The sequence below is a fragment of the Streptomyces sp. NPDC102514 genome (assembly GCF_055584525.1).
Genome location: NZ_JBVJLW010000007.1, coordinates 250,201 through 268,789, shown reverse-complemented (window position 1 = coordinate 268,789; position 18,589 = coordinate 250,201). Strand labels below are relative to the sequence as shown.

The 18,589-nt window shown below is 69.9% G+C and carries 17 protein-coding genes and 1 pseudogene; 17 read left to right on the top strand and 1 reads right to left on the bottom strand.

The annotated features are described in order from the left end of the window. Positions 1–14: 14 nt before the first annotated feature. The 17 genes and pseudogenes from ACZ60E_RS20140 to ACZ60E_RS20060 all read left to right on the top strand — a co-directional run bounded on the left by ACZ60E_RS20140 (position 15) and on the right by ACZ60E_RS20060 (position 17,563). A pseudogene (locus ACZ60E_RS20140) lies at positions 15–1,273 on the top strand (MFS transporter). 9 nt (positions 1,274–1,282) lie between these two features. After that, positions 1,283–2,644, top strand: a complete 1,362-nt coding sequence (pafA, locus tag ACZ60E_RS20135) for a Pup--protein ligase (protein WP_149512755.1) — start codon at positions 1,283–1,285, stop codon at positions 2,642–2,644. 173 nt (positions 2,645–2,817) lie between these two features. Beyond that, a complete protein-coding gene (locus ACZ60E_RS20130; protein WP_384808413.1) occupies positions 2,818–3,831 on the top strand; it encodes an FKBP-type peptidyl-prolyl cis-trans isomerase in 1,014 nt (337 codons plus the stop codon). A gap of 51 nt (positions 3,832–3,882) precedes the next feature. Then, positions 3,883–4,254 carry an FKBP-type peptidyl-prolyl cis-trans isomerase gene (locus ACZ60E_RS20125; protein ID WP_384808412.1) on the top strand — a complete coding sequence of 124 codons (372 nt, stop codon included), beginning with the start codon at positions 3,883–3,885 and terminating at the stop codon, positions 4,252–4,254. 149 nt (positions 4,255–4,403) lie between these two features. Further along, on the top strand, positions 4,404–5,357 hold the full coding sequence (locus ACZ60E_RS20120) for a helix-turn-helix transcriptional regulator (protein WP_469442073.1): 954 nt from the start codon (positions 4,404–4,406) through the stop codon (positions 5,355–5,357). Between the two features lie 15 nt (positions 5,358–5,372). Continuing rightward, positions 5,373–6,506, top strand: a complete 1,134-nt coding sequence (locus ACZ60E_RS20115) for a helix-turn-helix transcriptional regulator (RefSeq protein ID WP_469442071.1) — start codon at positions 5,373–5,375, stop codon at positions 6,504–6,506. A gap of 11 nt (positions 6,507–6,517) precedes the next feature. Beyond that, entirely contained in the window at positions 6,518–6,805 is a 288-nt protein-coding gene (locus tag ACZ60E_RS20110; RefSeq protein ID WP_453791893.1) for a hypothetical protein, read from the top strand. Positions 6,806–6,814: 9 nt separating this feature from the next. Continuing rightward, complete coding sequence (locus ACZ60E_RS20105; RefSeq protein ID WP_384808404.1) at positions 6,815–7,009, top strand: hypothetical protein; 195 nt, start codon at positions 6,815–6,817, stop codon at positions 7,007–7,009. Between the two features lie 237 nt (positions 7,010–7,246). Next, positions 7,247–7,531 (top strand): Sec-independent protein translocase subunit TatA, encoded by a 285-nt coding sequence (tatA, locus tag ACZ60E_RS20100; RefSeq protein WP_107019846.1) that lies wholly within the window; start codon positions 7,247–7,249, stop codon positions 7,529–7,531. Between the two features lie 47 nt (positions 7,532–7,578). Beyond that, positions 7,579–8,535 (top strand): twin-arginine translocase subunit TatC, encoded by a 957-nt coding sequence (gene tatC, locus ACZ60E_RS20095; protein ID WP_469442069.1) that lies wholly within the window; start codon positions 7,579–7,581, stop codon positions 8,533–8,535. A gap of 30 nt (positions 8,536–8,565) precedes the next feature. Next, positions 8,566–9,456 carry a diacylglycerol kinase gene (locus ACZ60E_RS20090; protein ID WP_469442068.1) on the top strand — a complete coding sequence of 297 codons (891 nt, stop codon included), beginning with the start codon at positions 8,566–8,568 and terminating at the stop codon, positions 9,454–9,456. A 120-nt stretch (positions 9,457–9,576) separates the two neighbouring features. Next, positions 9,577–12,438, top strand: coding sequence for a DEAD/DEAH box helicase (locus ACZ60E_RS20085; protein ID WP_384808397.1), 2,862 nt, complete (start codon positions 9,577–9,579; stop codon positions 12,436–12,438). 416 nt (positions 12,439–12,854) lie between these two features. Further along, positions 12,855–14,462 carry a sensor histidine kinase gene (locus ACZ60E_RS20080; protein ID WP_469442066.1) on the top strand — a complete coding sequence of 536 codons (1,608 nt, stop codon included), beginning with the start codon at positions 12,855–12,857 and terminating at the stop codon, positions 14,460–14,462. Continuing rightward, positions 14,459–14,866 carry a roadblock/LC7 domain-containing protein gene (locus tag ACZ60E_RS20075; protein ID WP_107019841.1) on the top strand — a complete coding sequence of 136 codons (408 nt, stop codon included), beginning with the start codon at positions 14,459–14,461 and terminating at the stop codon, positions 14,864–14,866. Before ACZ60E_RS20080 ends, ACZ60E_RS20075 begins: the two co-directional genes overlap by 4 nt. After that, positions 14,863–15,303: a DUF742 domain-containing protein gene (locus tag ACZ60E_RS20070; RefSeq protein ID WP_469442064.1), complete on the top strand. Its 441-nt coding sequence runs from the start codon at positions 14,863–14,865 to the stop codon at positions 15,301–15,303. Before ACZ60E_RS20075 ends, ACZ60E_RS20070 begins: the two co-directional genes overlap by 4 nt. After that, a complete protein-coding gene (locus tag ACZ60E_RS20065) occupies positions 15,284–15,898 on the top strand; it encodes a GTP-binding protein (protein WP_384808392.1) in 615 nt (204 codons plus the stop codon). The genes ACZ60E_RS20070 and ACZ60E_RS20065 overlap by 20 nt, the downstream gene beginning before the upstream one ends. Before the next feature lie 180 nt (positions 15,899–16,078). Next, positions 16,079–17,563 (top strand): cytochrome P450, encoded by a 1,485-nt coding sequence (locus ACZ60E_RS20060; protein WP_469442062.1) that lies wholly within the window; start codon positions 16,079–16,081, stop codon positions 17,561–17,563. Here ACZ60E_RS20060 and ACZ60E_RS20055 read toward each other — a convergent pair. Next, positions 17,557–18,513 carry an RluA family pseudouridine synthase gene (locus ACZ60E_RS20055; protein ID WP_469442060.1) on the bottom strand — a complete coding sequence of 319 codons (957 nt, stop codon included), beginning with the start codon at positions 18,511–18,513 and terminating at the stop codon, positions 17,557–17,559. The two genes, ACZ60E_RS20060 and ACZ60E_RS20055, sit on opposite strands and share 7 nt — an antisense overlap. Between the last annotated feature and the right edge of the window lie 76 nt (positions 18,514–18,589).

The window sequence follows — 18,589 nt, the reverse complement described above, 5'->3', positions numbered from 1 at the left end:
CAGAGGGGCGGGACATGGCCGCGGGGTACCTGGAGATCCTCCGGACGAGACATGCCGCACGGCTGCTCGCGGGCACTCTGGTGGGCCGCCTGCCGAACGCCGCGGGTGCCATCGCCGTCGTGCTCTTCGTGCGCGCGGAGGGCGGCAGCTACAGCCTGGCGGGGGCGCTGACCGCGGTCTACGGAGTGTCCAACGCCGTGGGGCAGCCGCTGCTCGGCCGTCTGGTGGACCTGCACGGGCAGCCGCGGATCCAGCTGCCCGCCGCGCTCGTCTCCGCCCTCGGGGTGACCGTGATCGCCCTCACGGGCCTGCAGTCGCTTCCGCTCGCGTACGCCCTCATGGTGGTCGCCGGATTCTTCACGCCGCCGCTGGAGGGCGGTCTGCGGGCGCTGTGGCCGTCGGTCCTGCGCAAGGAGGGCCAGGTGCACACGGCGTACGCGATGGACGCCGTGGCGCAGGAAGTCATGTTCACCGTCGGGCCGTTGCTGGTGACCCTGTGCGTGGCCCTGTGGTCCGCGCAGGCGGCGCTGGTCGTCATCAACGTCATCGGTGTCCTGGGTGCCCTCTCCGTAGTGGTGTCGGGGCCCTCGCGCGCGTGGCGTTCGGCGCCCCGGGAGGCGCACTGGCTCGGCGCGTTGCGCTCGCGCGGGCTCATCGCGCTGCTGGGCGCGTTCCTTTTTGTGGGTATGGCGCTCGGGTCCATCACGGTCGCGGGTGTGTCGTACGCGGACGACCACGGGGGTGACGCGACGTACGGCTGGCTGATGGCGGCGCTCGGGCTGGGTGCGCTCGTCGGGGGCACGGTCTACGGGGCGCGGCAGTGGAGTGGTGCGCCGGAGCGGCGACTGCGGGTCCTCGTGGCGCTTCTGGCGCTGTGTTATCTGCCGCTGACGCTCATGCCGGGCGCGGTGGCGATGACGGGGCTGGTGGCGCTGGCGGGTGTCTTCCTGGCGCCGTGTATCGCGTGTGCGTTCATCATCGTCGACCGGCATGCTCCGAGGGGCACGGTCACCGAGGCGTTCTCCTGGCTGGTGACGACGTTCACCGTGGGTGCGTCGGTCGGAACGGGCCTCGCGGGACCGGTCGTCGAGTGGGGCGGAGCGGTGCGGGGCTTCGCCGTACCGGGGGTGGCGGGGGGTGCCGCGCTGCTGGTTCTGCTGGCCACGGGGCGGGTCCTCGCAGCTACGGGCGGGGGTGCGGTGGTGGAGTCAAGTTCGGAAATGATCGAAACGTAGGAGCCGAACCCCGTTTCAGCACAGTCCATCAGGCGTAATGTTCAGTCATGGACCGCCGCATTTTCGGGCTGGAGAACGAGTACGGCGTCACGTGTACGTTCAGGGGACAGCGGCGCCTGTCTCCCGACGAGGTGGCGCGGTACCTCTTCCGCCGTGTCGTGTCATGGGGCCGCAGCAGCAATGTCTTTCTGCGAAACGGTGCCCGCCTCTATCTAGACGTGGGATCACATCCGGAATATGCCACTCCCGAATGTGACAACCTGACGGAACTCGTCACCCACGACAAGGCCGGCGAACGCATTCTGGAAGGACTCCTGGTAGACGCGGAACGACGCCTGCACGAGGAAGGAATCGCGGGCGACGTCTACCTCTTCAAGAACAACACCGACTCGGCGGGCAACTCCTACGGCTGTCACGAGAACTATCTGGTGGCCCGTCACGGGGAGTTCTCCCGGCTCGCGGACATTCTCATTCCCTTCCTCGTCACGAGGCAGCTCCTCTGCGGTGCCGGAAAGGTGCTGCAGACCCCGCGGGGCGCGGTGTACTGCGTCAGTCAGCGGGCGGAGCACATCTGGGAGGGCGTCTCCTCGGCGACGACCCGTTCCCGGCCGATCATCAACACCAGGGACGAACCGCACGCGGACGCCGAGCGCTACCGCAGGCTGCACGTCATCGTCGGTGACTCGAACATGTCCGAGACGACCATGCTCCTCAAGGTCGGTGCCACCGATCTCGTGCTGCGCATGATCGAGGCGGGCACGGTGATGCGTGACCTGACCCTGGAGAACCCGATCCGGGCGATCCGCGAGGTCAGCCATGACATCACGGGCCGCCGCAAGGTGCGCCTGGCCAGTGGCCGGGAGGCATCCGCGCTGGAGGTGCAGCGCGAGTACTACGAGAAGGCCGTGGACTTCGTGGAGCGCCGCGGTATCCGTACGGGCGTCGTGGACCAGGTTCTGGAGCTGTGGGGCCGCACGCTGGATTCGATCGAGTCCGAGGACCTCGACCGGATCGGTACCGAGATCGACTGGGTGATGAAGTACAAGCTCATCGAGCGGTATCGCGCCAAGCACAACATGACGATGTCGCATCCGCGCGTCGCCCAGATAGACCTCGCCTACCACGACATCCACCGTCGCCGGGGTCTCTACTACCTGCTGGAGAAGCGGGGTCAGGCCGCGAGGATCTGCAACGACTTGAAGATCTTCGAGGGCAAGTCCGTTCCGCCGCAGACCACTCGGGCCCGGCTGCGGGGTGACTTCATCCGGCGTGCGCAGGAGCAGCGCCGTGATTTCACCGTCGACTGGGTGCATCTGAAGCTCAACGACCAGGCGCAGCGCACGGTGTTGTGCAAGGACCCGTTCCGGTCCGTCGACGATCGCGTGGAGAAGCTGATCGCCGGCATGTAGGGGTTCGTCGGCATGGCAGGGGTCCTGTGCACCGCGGGTGTGCAGGACCCCTGCCATGTCCTGTGTTATCTCCTCTGTATGTCTCGGTCGGTACGGTCGGTTCCGCCTGCCCCGGCCCGGTGGTGCGAGGGCCTAGAGTGGCCGGACCCCATTCGAGCGACCTGAGGATCGATGTGCGACGCCGACTTGCTGCTCTCCTGATCGTGCCTGCCCTGGCGCTGACCGCGTCCGCCTGCGGAAGTGACGACGACAAGGGCGACAAGGACAAGGCCGATCCGTCGGCGTCGTCCTCCGCGTCCAACGCCGCGGCGCCGAAGCCGGTGGACTCGGCGTCGCCGATGCCCGCGGTGAAGGGTGCCTTCGGTAAGAAGGCGACGATCGAGGTGCCCAAGGGCGACCCGACGGACAAGTTCGTCGTGCACACGGTCTCCGAGGGCGACGGCTCGGTGGTGAAGAAGGACGACCTGGTGTCGATGAACTTCACCGGGAAGGTCTGGAAGAGCGGCAAGGACCTCGGTTCCTCGTACCAGGAGGGCGGGGCGCCGCAGTTGATCACGGCGGGTTCCGAGACGGTCATTCCGGCGTTCTCGCAGGCGCTCGTGGGTCAGAAGGAGGGCAGCCGCGTCCTGGTGGTCGCGCCGCCGGCGGCCGGGTTCGGCAGTCAGGGCAACCAGCAGGCCGGGGTCACGGGCACCGACACCCTGGTCTTCGCGCTGGACGTGGGCGATGTCGTCCCGAACAAGGTCGAGGGCAAGCAGGCCACGATCCCGTCGGACCTGCCGCAGATCAAGGCCGACGACGAGGCGCCCGCCACGATCTCCGTGCCGAAGAACGACCCGCCGGCCAAGCTCGTCGACCAGGTCCTCATCAAGGGCAAGGGTGCCGAGGTGAAGAGCGGCCAGTCGGTCACCATGCAGTACAGCGGTGCCGCGTGGAAGCTCAACGAGGGCAAGGCGAAGGCCACGCTCTTCGACTCGTCGTGGAAGACCGGTCAGCCCTTCAGCACCGTCATCGGTCAGGGTCAGGTCATCGCGGGCTGGGACAAGGGGCTCGTCGGCAAGCACGTCGGGGACCGGGTCCTGCTGGTGATTCCGCCGGCCCAGGCGTACGGCGACGAGGCCAAGGGCGAGGAGCTGCCGGCCAAGTCCACCCTTGTGTTCGTGGTCGACATCCTGGCCGCGAGCTGAGGATGGCAGACTGTCCGGGTTGTCCCACCGAGAACGAGCAGGAGCACTGACGTGAGCATCGAGAAGCCCGAGATCGACTTCCCGGGCGGCGAGCCCCCCAAGGACCTCGAAGTGAAGGACATCTGGGAGGGTGACGGCCCGGTGGCCAAGGCGGGCGACACCGTCTCGGTCCACTACGTCGGTGTGGCCTTCTCCACCGGCGAGGAGTTCGACGCGTCCTGGAACCGGGGTACGCCGCTGCAGTTCAAGCTGGGCGTCGGTCAGGTCATCGCGGGCTGGGACCAGGGTGTGCAGGGTATGAAGGTCGGCGGCCGTCGCCAGCTGGTCATCCCCTCGCACCTCGCGTACGGCGACCGCGGTGCGGGTGGCCGTATCGGTCCCGGCGAGACGCTGATCTTCGTCTGTGACCTCGTAGGCGTCTGACGTCTCGTTTTTCCTAGGTCGTGTGATCGCGATCCGACCGGATTTGATCACTTGGGGTCCATGCCTGTCCGGGCATGGGCCCTCGGCTTTTGCCACGACACCCTGGGGCGGTACGGTCATCGGTCGGAAGCACCATAGGAAGGGCGTCGATGGCCATTGCCAAGGCGGAGCGGCTGATGAACCTGGCGCTGTGTCTGCTCGGGACGCGGCGACCGCTCAGCAAACGCGAACTCCGTGAGTCCATCGAGGCCTATCTGGAGGCCGGCTCGGACGACTCCTTCAACCGGATGTTCGAGCGGGACAAGGACGATCTGCGCGAACTCGGCCTGGTCATCGAGACGGTGGAGAACCTCGACGGCGAGGTCGGCTATCTGGCCCGCCGTGACAGCAACCGGCTGCCGCCCATCACGCTGGACGCCGAGGAGGCGGCCGCTCTCGGGCTGGCCGCCAAGGTCTGGCAGCAGGCCCGGCTCGCGGGCGCGGCGAGCGGCGCCCTGCAGAAGCTGCGCGCCGCGGGACTGCCCGAGGGCGTCGACCCGTACGAGTCCCATGGGGCGCTTGAGCCGCGGATCCCCGTGCACGAGGCGGCCTTCGAGCCGCTGATGCTCGCCTGCCGCGACCGGCGTCCCGTCACCTTCGACTACCGCAAGGCGACCGCGGCCCGCCCCGGGCCCCGCCATGTGGAGCCCTGGGCCCTGGAGTGCTGGCGCGGCCACTGGTACCTGGCCGGCTGGGACCGCGACCGGGGGGCCGAGCGCGTCTTCCGGCTGTCCCGGATCACCGGCAAGGTCCGTACCCGCAGTGGCACGTACACGGCGGAGGTGCCCGACGTCGTCACCGTGCGGGAGACCGTCGCGGGCTGGGCGGGGGACATCACCGACCGTTCCGCGCTGATCCGGCTGCGGACGGGCTCGGGGTACCCGCTGCGCGCCAAGGTGGCGTCCGTGCGGGAACTCGGTGACGGGTGGGACGAGTTGGAGGTTCCGTACGGGCACGGTCTGGACGCCTGGCTGGTGGAGTTCGGGCCCGACGTGGTGGTCCTGGAGCCGGCCGAGCTGCGGGCCGACGTCGTGGACCGGCTGCGCGCTGTGGCCAAGGGCTGAGGGGGACGTAGGAAAGTGGCAGGAAAACCGGCCAGGCCCACGAACGCGATCGACCAGACGCGGCGGATGCTGTCCCTGGTGACGTATCTGCGCGAGCGCCCCGGCGCCCGGATCGAGGACGTGGCGCGGGCCTTCGGGATCACCGAGGACGAGCTGATCTCCGACCTCGACGTGCTGCCGCTGTGCGGGACCAGTTTCCGCGGCGGCGACCTGCTCGACATCGACACCGACGGCGACCGGATCTGGTGGCACAACCCGGACGACGTCGCGGAGCCGCTGCGGATCGCCGCCGACGAGGCGACCGCGCTCCTGGTGGCCGCGCGGGCCGTGTCGACCCTGCCGGGCCTGCGCGAGGGCGACCGGCAGGCGCTGCTGCGGGCCACCGCGAAGGTGGAGGCCGCCTCCGGTGAGGCGGCGAGCGCCAGCTCCCGGCTGTCGGTGACCTTCGAGGCGGAGGGCGGCGTCTTCGCCGACGTCGACCGGGCCATCTCCGAGCGTCGCAGGCTGTGGATCCGCTACTACTCGCCGTCGCGGGACGAGCTGAGCGAGCGCGAGATCGACCCGATCCGCCTGGTCAGCGTCGGGCACACGTACGTGGAGGCCTGGTGCCGCCGCTCGGAGGCCCGGCGCACCTTCCGGCTGGACCGGGTCGCCGAGATCAAGATCCTCGACGAGCCGTCCGCGCCGCCCGAGATCGAACTGCGGGACCTCTCGGAGGGGCTGGTGCAGCCCGCCGCCGAGGACCCCGAGGTGGTCGTGGAGGTCGGCCCCGGCGGACGCTGGGTCGCCGAGTACTACCCCCACGACAGCGCCGATGAGCTGCCGGACGGCGGGCTGCGCATCACGCTGCGCACCCCGGACCCGGCGTCGCTGCGCCGCCTGGCCCTGCGGCTCGGGCGCGACGGCCGGATCGTCTCGCCGCCGGAGGTCGCCGACAGCGCCCGCCGGGCGGCGCGTGAGGCGCTCGCGGCCTACGACGGACCACTGGACGTGTACGACGCCGGGAGCGGGCCGCAGGCCCTCTCAGAGGCGTCTCGCGACGGTGTCACGGATGCTCCCTCCGGTGGTGACGGGGGAGTGCGGCACCCGCAGGACGGGCCGCACGGAGTTCATGACGGGCTGTACGGCAGGCAGGAGCAGGGGCTGTGAGCGGGTCGGCAATGTCTGGTACGAGTGAGATGTCCGTGGCGTCGGCGTTCTCCGGGATGACGAGAGTGGATCCCGTGCTGTTCAAGGCCGCGTGCCCTGACTGCCGGGGCGGCTTCGAGCTCGCCGCGAGCGCCCTGCGCCTGGTCGTCGGTGCCACACATCGGACCACTTTCTACTCCTTCACCTGCCCGCAGTGCCGCGCGGCGGTGCGCAAACCGGCCGGGGAGCGCATCGTCGAGCTGCTCACCGGAGGAGGGGTGCGTGCCCTGCGTCTGCAGGGCACGGTCCGGGGGGCTTAGGCTCGAGCCATGTTCTGGCCGATGTTCGCGATCGCTGTGGGTTTCCTGGGAATCGCCGTGCTCGGCGTGCTCGCCGTCCGTGTCTTCCTGGAGGCGGAGCGGCTGGGCAGGCAGGTCGACGAATCCGCACGCCGGATCAGCCGTGCGGCCGAGGATCTGGAGCACGCGTCGGTCGGAGCGGCCCGTTCCGCGGACGCCCTCTGAGTCGTCCTGTGCCCGGGCTTTGAACCGCTCCGACCTGTCAACTTCAAGGGGTCGGAAGGTACGCTGCAGGTCGCGGACCGGAGAGTGAGGCGCCGACCGCGAACTGGGAGTACGCACAGGGATTGCCTCGCGTTCACCCCTGAGCGTTACGATCGCTGCCAGCGCGACCCTCGGACAGACGTCCGACCGGTCGGGCAGCAACCCAACCACGCCGCCTCGGTGAGAAGGTAAAAGCTTATGTTCGGAAGGCTCGGCGCTCCCGAGATCATTCTCATCCTCGTCGTCGTCATCCTGCTGTTCGGCGCGAAGAAGCTTCCCGACATGGCCCGCTCCCTGGGCAAGTCCGCCCGCATCCTCAAGAGCGAGGCCAAGGCGATGAAGAGCGAGGGCAAGGACGACGCCGCCGCTCCGGCCGCGCCGCCCCAGGACGACCAGCAGCCCCACCGCACCATCCAGGCCGCGCCCGGTGACGTGACCAGCTCCCGCCCGGTCACCGAGCCCACGGACACGACCAAGCGCTGACGCAGGGCCGGTGACCGCCGGCCCCCTGCACGAGATGGGAACGTGGGTTGCTGAAGTCTGTCCGTCAGAAGGAAGAGAAGGATCCGGAGGGGCGGATGCCCCTCGCGGAACACCTTCGCGAGCTCCGCAACCGGCTCGCGAAGGCGATGCTGGCCATCGTCCTCGTGACGATCGTCGCCGCCTTCTTCTACAACGACATCATCAACTTCTTCACGGAGCCGATCCTCAAAGAGGTCGGCTGCGACAAGACCTTCCAGCAGCTGGCGAAGTCGTCGTCCGACGACCCCTGCGCGCAGATCACGATCAACGGTCTGCTGACGCCCTTCACGCTGGCCCTGAAGGTCTCGCTGATGGCCGGTGTCGTGCTGGCCTCGCCGGTCTGGCTGTACCAGCTCTGGGCGTTCGTCGCGCCGGGTCTGCACCGCAGCGAGAAGAAGTACGCGTACGCGTTCGTCGCGTCGGGTGTCCCGCTCTTCCTCGGTGGCGCCTTCTTCGCCTACAGGGTGCTTCCCACCACCGCGAAGGTCCTGATCGAGTTCACGCCGTTCGGCGTCGACAACCTGCTGCCGCTGGACGATCTGCTCGACCTCGTGACCCGCATGGTCGTCGTCTTCGGTCTCTCCTTCGAGCTGCCGCTGCTCCTGGTGATGCTCAACATGACCGGTGTGATCACCGGCAGGCGCATGGCCGGCTGGTGGCGCGGCATGATCATGGGCATCACCGTCTTCGCCGCCGTCGCCACGCCCAGTACGGACCCGCTGACGATGCTGGCGCTCGCCGGGCCCATCTGGGTCCTGTACTTCGCGGCCACCGCCTTCTCCGTGTTGAACGACCGCCGCAGGGACCGTCGTGAGGCCGAGGGCCCCGACGACGACGAGGCCTCCGAGCTCGACCTCACCCCCGAGGACATCGGCGAGATCGAACCCGTGACGGCCAACCGCGCGCTGCCCGCGCAGCCGGACGGCGAGCGGGACCGGATCAACGGTTACGACGACGTGACCTGAGCCGGGCGCAGGCCTTGTAGGGTCCGGGCCGTGACCAGCGAGATCACCCTCTTCGTCAATCCCACCGCGGGACGTGGCCGGGGCGCCCGCGCGGCGCAGCCGGCCGCTTCCGCTCTCCGGGCCGCTGGCTTCTCCGTGCGTACGGTCCTCGGCGAGAACGCCCGGGACGCCCTCACGCGCGCGCGTGCCGCCGTGGCGGCCGGTACCGGCGCCCTGGTGGCCGTCGGGGGCGACGGCATGACAGGCCTCGCTCTGCAGGCCGTCGCGGGGACGGACACGCCGCTGGGGCTGGTCGCCGTCGGTACCGGGAACGACTTCGCGCGGGCCCTGGGGCTGCCCGTACGGGACCCGGCCGCCGCGGGACGGACGGTCGCCGAGGCGCTCAAGGGGGCCCGGGTGCGCGACATCGACCTCGGCCGGGTGGGCGGCACGTGGTTCGGCACGGTCCTCGCCTCCGGCTTCGACTCGCGGGTCAACGACCGCGGCAACCGCATGCGTTGGCCCAGCGGCCGGTTCAGGTACGACCTCGCGATGCTCGCCGAACTCGCCGCCTTCAAGCCCTTCCCGTACCGGATCACGCTGGACGACGGCGAGGTACGGGAGATCGAGGCGACGCTGGTGGCCGTCGGCAACGGGCCCTCCTACGGAGGAGGCATGCGGATCTGCGCGGACGCCGACCTCACCGACGGACTCTTCGACATCACGGTGGTCGGCCCGTGCAGCCGCGCCTCGCTGCTGCGGGTCTTCCCCCAGGTCTACAAGGGCACCCACCTGAACCACCCCATGATCACCACGCACCGCGCCACGAAGGTCGAACTTTCCGCGGAGACCATCACGGGCTACGCGGACGGCGAACGCCTGGGGCCCCTCCCGCTGACGGCGGAATGCGTACGGGGAGCGGTCCGCGTCGCGGGGCCCTGAACGGGCCTTCGGACGGGCCCCTGATCGCGGCCCTGGGAGGCGGCGGAGGTGCCTCCGGGAGCGGGGCGGACACACCGGACGGAACCGGGTCGAGGTGGATCCGCGAACTCCGATCGGATAATGATCGTCCTGTTGTCAGTGGTGGCCGGTAGTCTCGAAAGCACGATGACAGACGACCTCTCACCGGCCGAGCGGTACGCGGCAGCACGGAAGCGCGCTGTCGAGCAGGCCACCGCGCTCGCGGGCTTCCGCGAGATGTACGACTTCGGCCTCGACCCCTTCCAGATCGAGGCCTGTAAAGCTCTTGAAGGGGGCAAAGGAGTCCTGGTGGCCGCGCCCACCGGCTCGGGCAAGACGATCGTGGGCGAGTTCGCCGTCCATCTCGCCCTCCAGCAGGGCAAGAAGTGCTTCTACACGACACCCATCAAGGCCCTGTCGAACCAGAAGTACGCGGACCTGTCCCGCCGTTACGGCGCGGACAAGGTGGGTCTGCTCACCGGCGACAACAGCGTCAACAGCGACGCCCCGGTGGTCGTGATGACCACCGAGGTACTGCGCAACATGCTGTACGCGGGCTCGCAGACCCTCCTCGGCCTCGGGTACGTCGTCATGGACGAGGTGCACTACCTCTCGGACCGCTTCCGCGGCGCCGTATGGGAGGAAGTGATCATCCACCTCCCCGAATCGGTCACGCTGGTGTCGCTGTCGGCGACCGTGTCGAACGCGGAGGAGTTCGGGGACTGGCTCGACACCGTGCGCGGCGACACCGAGGTGATCGTCTCCGAGCACCGGCCCGTCCCGCTGTTCCAGCACGTGCTCGGCGGCCGGCGGATGTACGACCTCTTCGAGGAGGGCGAGGGCCACAAGAAGGCCGTCAACCCCGACCTCACGCGCATGGCGCGCATGGAGGCCAGCCGTCCGTCGTACCAGGACCGCAAGCGCGGCCGTGCGATGCGCGACGCCGACCGGGAGCGCGAGCGCAGGCAGCGGTCCCGGGTGTGGACGCCGGGCCGGCCCGAGGTCATCGAGCGGCTCGACTCCGAAGGGCTGCTGCCCGCCATCACGTTCATCTTCAGCCGCGCGGCCTGCGAGGCGGCCGTCCAGCAGTGCCTGTACGCGGGCCTGCGGCTGAACGACGAGGACGCCCGGGAACGGGTGCGTGCCCTCGTCGAGGAGCGCACGGCGTCCATCCCGGACGAGGACCTGCACGTCCTGGGCTACTACGAGTGGCTGGAAGGCCTGGAGCGCGGCATCGCGGCCCACCACGCGGGCATGCTGCCGACGTTCAAGGAGGTCGTCGAGGAGCTGTTCGTCCGCGGACTGGTGAAGGCCGTGTTCGCCACCGAGACCCTCGCGCTGGGCATCAACATGCCCGCCCGTTCGGTGGTCCTGGAGAAGCTCGTCAAGTGGAACGGCGAACAGCACGCGGACATCACCCCCGGCGAGTACACCCAGCTCACCGGGCGGGCGGGCCGCCGTGGCATCGATGTCGAGGGCCACGCCGTGGTGCTGTGGCAGCGCGGGATGAACCCCGACCACCTCGCGGGACTGGCCGGCACGCGCACGTACCCGCTGCGCTCCAGCTTCAAGCCGTCGTACAACATGGCGGTCAACCTCGTCGAGCAGTTCGGGCGGCACCGCTCGCGCGAACTCCTTGAGACGTCCTTCGCGCAGTTCCAGGCCGACAAGTCGGTCGTCGGGATCTCCCGCCAGGTGCAGCGCAACGAGGAGGGACTTGAGGGCTACAAGGAGTCGATGACCTGCCACCTCGGGGACTTCGACGAGTACGCGCGACTGCGGCGCGAGCTGAAGGACCGGGAGACCGAACTGGCCAAGCAGGGCGCCTCCCAGCGGCGCGCCGAGGCGGCCGTCGCGCTGGAGAAGCTCAAGCCGGGCGACATCATTCACGTGCCCACCGGCAAGTTCGCGGGGCTCGCCCTGGTCCTCGACCCGGGGCTGCCCGCGGGGCGGTCCAACGGCCACCGCGGCTTCGAGCAGCACGACGGGCCCCGCCCGCTGGTGCTCACCGCCGAGCGGCAGGTCAAGCGGCTCGCGTCGATGGACTTCCCGGTGCCCGTGGAGGCCCTGGAGCGGATGCGCATCCCGAAGTCGTTCAACGCGCGCTCACCGCAGTCGCGCCGCGATCTGGCCTCCGCGCTGCGGACCAAGGCCGGGCACATCGTGCCCGACCGGCACCGCAAGAAGCGCGCCGAGGCTGCCGACGACCGCGAGATCGCCCGTCTGCGGACCGCCATCAGGGCCCACCCCTGCCACGGGTGCAGCGACCGCGAGGACCACGCCCGCTGGGCCGAGCGCTACCACCGGCTGAAGCGTGACACCGCACAGCTGGAGCAGCGCATCGAGGGCCGGACGAACACCATCGCCCGCACCTTCGACCGCATCGTGGCGCTGCTCACCGAGATGGACTACCTGCGCAACGACGAGGTCACCGAACACGGCAAGCGGCTCGCCCGGTTGTACGGCGAGATGGACCTCCTCTCCAGCGAATGCCTGCGCGAGGGAGTGTGGGAGGGCCTGGGACCGGCCGAACTGGCCGCGTGCGTCTCGGCGTTGGTGTACGAGTCCAGGGTCGCCGACGACGCGATGGCGCCCAAGCTGCCGTCCGGCAGGGCGAAGGCCGCGCTGGGCGAGATGGTCCGCATCTGGGGCCGCCTCGACGCCCTGGAGGAGGACTTCCGCATCACCCAGACCGAGGGCGTGGGCCAGCGCGAGCCCGACCTGGGCTTCGCCTGGGCTGCGCACGAGTGGGCGTCGGGCAAGGGCCTCGACGAGGTGCTGCGCGAGGCGGAGATGCCTGCCGGTGACTTCGTACGCTGGTGCAAGCAGGTCATCGACGTGCTCGGGCAGATCTCGGCGGCGGCGCCGACGTCGTCCGCCGCGAGTTCGACGGTGGCGAAGAACGCCCGCAAGGCGGTCGACCAACTGCTGCGCGGAGTGGTGGCGTACTCGTCGGTGGGCTGACACGCCCCAGGCGTTGACACGACCCATGCGCTGAACCGCTGAACCGCTGGACGGCTGGACGGACCCGGGGCCCTGATCGTGAGGGCGCCCGGGTCCGGGTTGTCCCGGTCCGGGCATGTGCCGCAGCGCCGCGAAAGCCCTCATCACCCCTTGTGATGAGGGGTTTTCGTATGCCCGTACGTCGTCACACTGGGTGTTCGTTCGGATGCGTGGCGTGTAAATGGGGCCGAGCGTACTCCTGTTGCGAGGGCGATTTCAGGTGGTTGCTGAATATGACACAGCGATGATCCGGTCGGACTAAGCTCGCCCGCAGCGCACCGAGTTGAGATGAATTCGTGCGCTTGTTCCCCCAAGTTCTGAAGATCCAGATACCTCCCCCCCCCCGACCTCCAGTCGACTTGTCTCAGAGGGCATACATGGTGAGTGTTCAATTGCCTCCCGGTGGCCGTGACGTTCCCTACGCGCGCGTGCTGTTGCTGCCGGCCATAGTGATGGCCGCCGCGACCGGCACCGCCGTCGCCCTGGTGACGCAGCCGGCTCGCGCGGCCGTCGGCTGGTGCGGAGCCGTCGCGACCCTGCTTGTGATCGCCACAGCGGCGGAAGCGGTCCGGCGCGGCCGGGTCATCCGCGCGGCACGGGCCGAACTCGCCCGCCGCACAGAGTCCATGGAACGGCGCGTCTCCCTGCACGACGCGGAGATCGACCACCTCCGCGAGCACCTGCTGCCCACCGTGCTCAAGGCGATGCGCGGCGGACGCTCCCCCCAGGAGACGGTCCGGCGGCTCGTCGACAACGACCCCGCCCAGCGGAACATCCCCCGCTCCCAGCGCGCACTCCTGATCGAACTGCTGCGGATCATCGACAACGAGGAACTGCAGCGCGAGGCCGCGCAGCGCTCCTTCGTCAACATCGCCCGCCGTGTACAGGCGATCGTCCACCAGCAGAACGTGGAACTCCGTGAGATGGAGGAGGACCACGGGCGCAACCCCGAGGTCTTCGACGACCTGCTGCGCATCGACCACGGCACGGCGCTGATCGGCCGCCTCGCCGACTCCATCGCCGTCCTCGGCGGCGGCCGTCCCGGCCGCCAGTGGCCCGCGCCGGTCCCGCTGTACAGCGTGCTGCGCGGTGCCATGTCCCGCATCCTGGAGTACCGGCGCATCGAGCTGCACTCCATCGCCAAGGTGAGCGTCGACGGCATCCATGTCGAGCCGGTCATCCACGCCGCCGCCGAACTCCTCGACAACGCCACGCGCTACTCGCCGCCGCACACCAAGGTCCACGTCACCGCGGTCGAGGTGCAGACCGGTGTGGCCATCGAGATCGAGGACGCCGGAGTCAGCCTCAGCGAGGAGGCCCGCACCCGGGCCGAGCGGATGCTCGCGCAGGCGGCGGAGGGCCCCGACCTCAACCAGCTCGGCGAGGACCCCCGGCTCGGCCTCGCCGTCGTCGGCCGCCTCATGGACATGTACGACATGCAGGTCTCCCTGCGCCAGTCCGCGTACGGCGGCGTACGCGCGGTCCTCGTCGTACCGCGCAAGCTGCTCACCGAGGACAACGCCCCCGGTCTCGCCCACGGCATCGGCGCGGCGGCCGTGCCCAAGGTCGACTTCGACGGCGTCGAGGGCCCCCTGCGCGTCGAGAAGAAGCGCCGCCCCACCACCGGACCCCGTACCTCCAAGCCGGACGAGATGGAGGACGACGTCCCCGAGGTCACCGAGTGGACGGCCAACGGGCTGCCGCAGCGCCGCAGCCGGGTCACGGTTCCCTACAGCCAGCGGGTGAAGGAGGCCAGGGCCGCCGCGGCGGAGGCCGAGGCCGCGCGCAAGGAGGGCCGCCCCGTCATCGACTGGACCAGGTCGTCCACCCAGGTGCCCAAGAAGAAGAAGGAAGAGAAGGAACCCGGGCTGTGGGTCGAGGCGTTCATGGCCGGCCTCAAAGGCGACGGCGACCAGCAGCAGACGCCCGGAGCGACGAACAGTCCGGCCCGCACCGAGGCCGACGACGAGGGGGACCTCAAGTGATCCAGCAGCGCGCCAATTTCGACTGGATGCTCAAGGAGCTGTCCGACGGGGTGTACGGCACCCGGCAGGTCGTCGTCCTCTCCGCCGACGGTCTGCGCATCGCCCGGTACGGCGGCGACCCCGACGCCGCCGACCGCATCGCCGCGGCCTGCGCCGGCCTCCAGAGCCTCGCCGGGGCCGTCGCCACCGAGATCCCCGACACCGACGGCAAGATGCGCATGGTCATCATCGAGATGGAGGGCGGCTACTTCTACATGATGGCCGCGGGCCCCAACGCCTATCTCGCGGTGCTGGCGGAGGCCCACGTCGACGCCGGACTCATGAGCGCCCGGATGCGTGACCTCGTCGTCCGGATCGGCGCGCATCTCACGAGTCCGCCCCGGCGGAACGGGCAGACCGTATGAGCCCTCCCCAACGACGCCGCCGCCTGCCCAAGGCGGCGCACAAACCGAAACCCGCGCCCCCGCCGGAAGGGCCCGGCGGACACGCCGGGCTGGGCGGGCCGGGCCGGCCCCGCGAGCCGGAACGGCTGTATGTCGTCACCGGCCAGGTCGAGGGCGGCGACCGCGCCGAACTCGACCTGGTGACCTTAATCGTGGCGTGCGCCGATGCCCCGCCCACCGCTCAGCCGGAACAGTCGGCGCTGCTCCGGCTCTGCCAGGCCCCCATGTCCGTGGCCGAGGTCTCGGCCTATCTCAATCTGCCGTTCAGCGTGGTGACCGTACTGCTGACGGAGCTGCTGACGGCCGAACTGGTACAGGCGCGCGCTCCGATAGTCCGCGCGGAGCTGCCCGACCGTTCCCTTCTCGAAGCGGTGATGCATGGACTTCAAAAGCTCTGACACCGTCCCGGGGCCCCGCGCCGAGGACCATCTCCCGCAGTCGGCGACCGCCGCGGTGAAGATCGTGATCGTGGGCGGGTTCGGGGTCGGCAAGACGACGATGGTGGGCTCCGTCAGCGAGATCAGGCCGCTGACCACCGAAGAGACCATGACGCAGGCCGGCATCGGGGTCGACGACAACTACGGCTCCGACACGAAGACGGCCACCACCGTCGCGATGGACTTCGGCCGCATCAGCATCACCGAACAGCTGGTGCTGTACCTGTTCGGCACCCCCGGGCAGGAACGCTTCTGGTTCCTGTGGAACGGCCTGTTCGAGGGCGCTCTGGGCGCGGTCGTCCTGGTCGACACCCGGCGCCTGGAGGTCAGCTTCGACGTCATCGGACGCCTGGAGGAGCGCGGGGTGCCGTTCGTGGTCGCCGTCAACGACTTTCCGGACGGGCCCCGTTACCCCATGGAGGACCTGCGGGCGGCGCTCGATCTGTCCGAGGAGATTCCCATGATGACGTGCGATGCGCGGCGGCGGGCTTCCAGCCGGGACGTTCTGATGACGTTGATGCGGTTTCTGCACTCGATGGCGATGGCCTCGGCGTAGACGTTCCGCTGTGGGGCGCCGTGGTGATCTGCGGGTCCGTGGGGGCTGGTCGCGCCCACGCGGCGGAGCCGCAGAACGACACAGCCCCGCGCCCCTGAAGGACGGGGCTGCGCCCCTGTCTTTCAACCCGCCCCGCGAGCACTGTCTCCCCCCAACAATCCCTTCCCGAAAGCGATCACCGTGACGCCTGAATCTCATTCTCTGACCGAAACCGACGAGCCTGTGGCCGGGCCGCCGCCGGGCTGTCCGGCCCATGGCACGGGGCCCGGCGGGCTGCGCCGGCTGTACGGACCCGACGCGCAGGACCTGGCGGGGCTGTACGAGAAGCTGCGCGCCGAGCACGGCGCCGTCGCGCCCGTGCTGCTCCACAACGACGTGCCCATCTGGATGGTCCTCGGACACGGCGAGAACCTCCACATGATCAGCAACCCCTCGGTCTACACCCGCGACAGCCGGATCTGGACCCCCCTGCTGGACGGCACGGCGGGCCCCGACCACCCGCTGATGCCGCTCATCACCTGGCAGCCCATCTGCTCCCACGCCGAGGGCGACGAACACCAGCGTCTGCGCGGCTCCGTGATGGGCGCGATGTCGACCATCAACTCCCGTGACCTGCGCCGCCACATCAGCCACTGGACCCAGGAGCTGGTCAACCACTTCTGCCATCGCGGCACCGCCGACCTGGTCTCCCAGTTCGCCGAACATCTGCCGATGGCCGTGCTGTGCGAGATCCTCGGCATGCCCGAGGAGTACGACGACCGGATGGTGCAGGCCACCCGCGACCTCCTCAAGGGCACCGAGACCGCGATCGCCAGCAACGAGTACGTCATGAGCGTGCTGATGCGGCTCACGGTCCGCCGCCGGGCCGAGCCCGCCGAGGACTTCACCAGCCATCTCATCAACCACCCGGCCGGACTCACCGACGAGGAGGTGGGCCAGCACCTGCGGGTCGTCCTCCTCGCCGCGTACGAGGCCACGGCGAACCTCCTGGCCAACGTGCTGCGCGTGGTCCTCACCGACCCGGGCTTCCGCGCCCAGCTCAACGGCGGCCAGATGACGGTGCCCCAGGCGGTGGAGCAGTCCCTGTGGAACGAGCCGCCGTTCAGCAACGTCCTCGGCTACTTCGCCAAGCAGGACACGGAGCTGGGCGGTCAGCGCATCCGCAAGGGTGACGGGCTGCTCCTCGGGATGGCGGCGGGCAACGTCGACCCGCACGTCCGCCCGGACCTCAAGGCGAACATGATGGGCAACCGCTCGCACCTCGCCTTCGGCGGCGGCCCGCACGAGTGCCCCGGCCAGGACATCGGCCGTGCCATCGCGGACGTCGGCGTCGACGCGCTCCTCAAGCGGCTCCCTGACGTCCAGCTCTCCGTGGACGAGGACGACCTGGCGTGGACCGCGTCGATCTCCTCGCGGCACCTGGCGGAACTGCCCGTCGTGTTCGCCCCGGCCTCACCGCAGGACGTCATGGAGCGGCCCGGCGTCAGCGACGTGCCCCGCCCGCGCCCCGACTGGGACCTCTCCGACCCGTCGCCGGACGCCACCCCGGTGCCGCGTCCCACGATCGACCTGCCGGAGCCCCCGGCCGCCGAACCGGCCACCGGAGCGGGAGGACAGCGGCTCGGCGCCTGGCAGCGCTTCGTGCGCTGGTGGCGCGGCTACTGAGCCCGGCCGTCACCGGCCCAGTCGTCGTACGCGGACCAGGCCCGGAGGGTCCGCGCGCTGCGGAACGAATGGCTGTGCCCCGTGACCGGATCGGTGAACTCCAGCACCCGCGCCAGCAGTTGGAGCGGACGCCGGAAGTCACCGGCCGGCACGGGGCCGGTGACCACCGGATACAGCGGGTCGCCGAGGATCGGCACACCCAACGCGTTCATGTGCACCCGCAGTTGATGGGTCTGCCCGGTGTGCGGCAGCAGCCGGTAGTGGGCCAGACCCTCCCGGTGCTCCATCAGCTCGACCCGGGTCTCGGCGTTCGGCTCGCCCGGCACCTCCTGGGCGGCGAGCACGCCCCGCTCCTTCAGGATCCGGCTGCGGACCGTCACGGGCAGGTCCAGCTCCGGCGCGTACGCCGCCACCGCCTCGTACTCCTTGCGTATGAGCCGGTCGCGGAACAGCGACTGGTACGCGCCCCGTTCCTCGGGGCGCACTGTGAACAGCACGAGCCCCGCGGTGAGCCGGTCGAGCCGGTGCGCGGCGCCCAGCGCCGGCAGCCCGAGTTCCCGCCGCAGCCGTGCGAGGACCGTCTCGGTGACATGGCTGCCCCGGGGGGTCGTGGCGATGAAGTGGGGTTTGTCGGCGACCACGATGTGCTCGTCGCGGTGGACGACCTCGACGGGGAACGGCACCCGCTCCTCGTCGGGCAGTTCCCGGTGGAACCACACGAACATGCCCGGCACGTAGGCCGTGTCCGCCGTCACCGGCCGTCCGTCCGCGTCCACGATCTGTCCCGCGGCGAGCATCCCCTCGATCACCGCGGCCCGCGGTGCGAGCCGCTCCAGCAGATGCTCCCGTACGGTGCTCCAGGCGCCGTCGGCCGGCAGCCGCATCCGCACCGGATCCACCCCTTCGCGCTGGGGCAGGGGAGAGGGCGGAATCCTGCTTTTGCGTCTCACCTGGTCAGCGTACGCAGAGGGGCCGCCTTCAACGCGCTCTGTCGCGAGAGGGGGGGGCGAAAGCGAAAGGGGGACC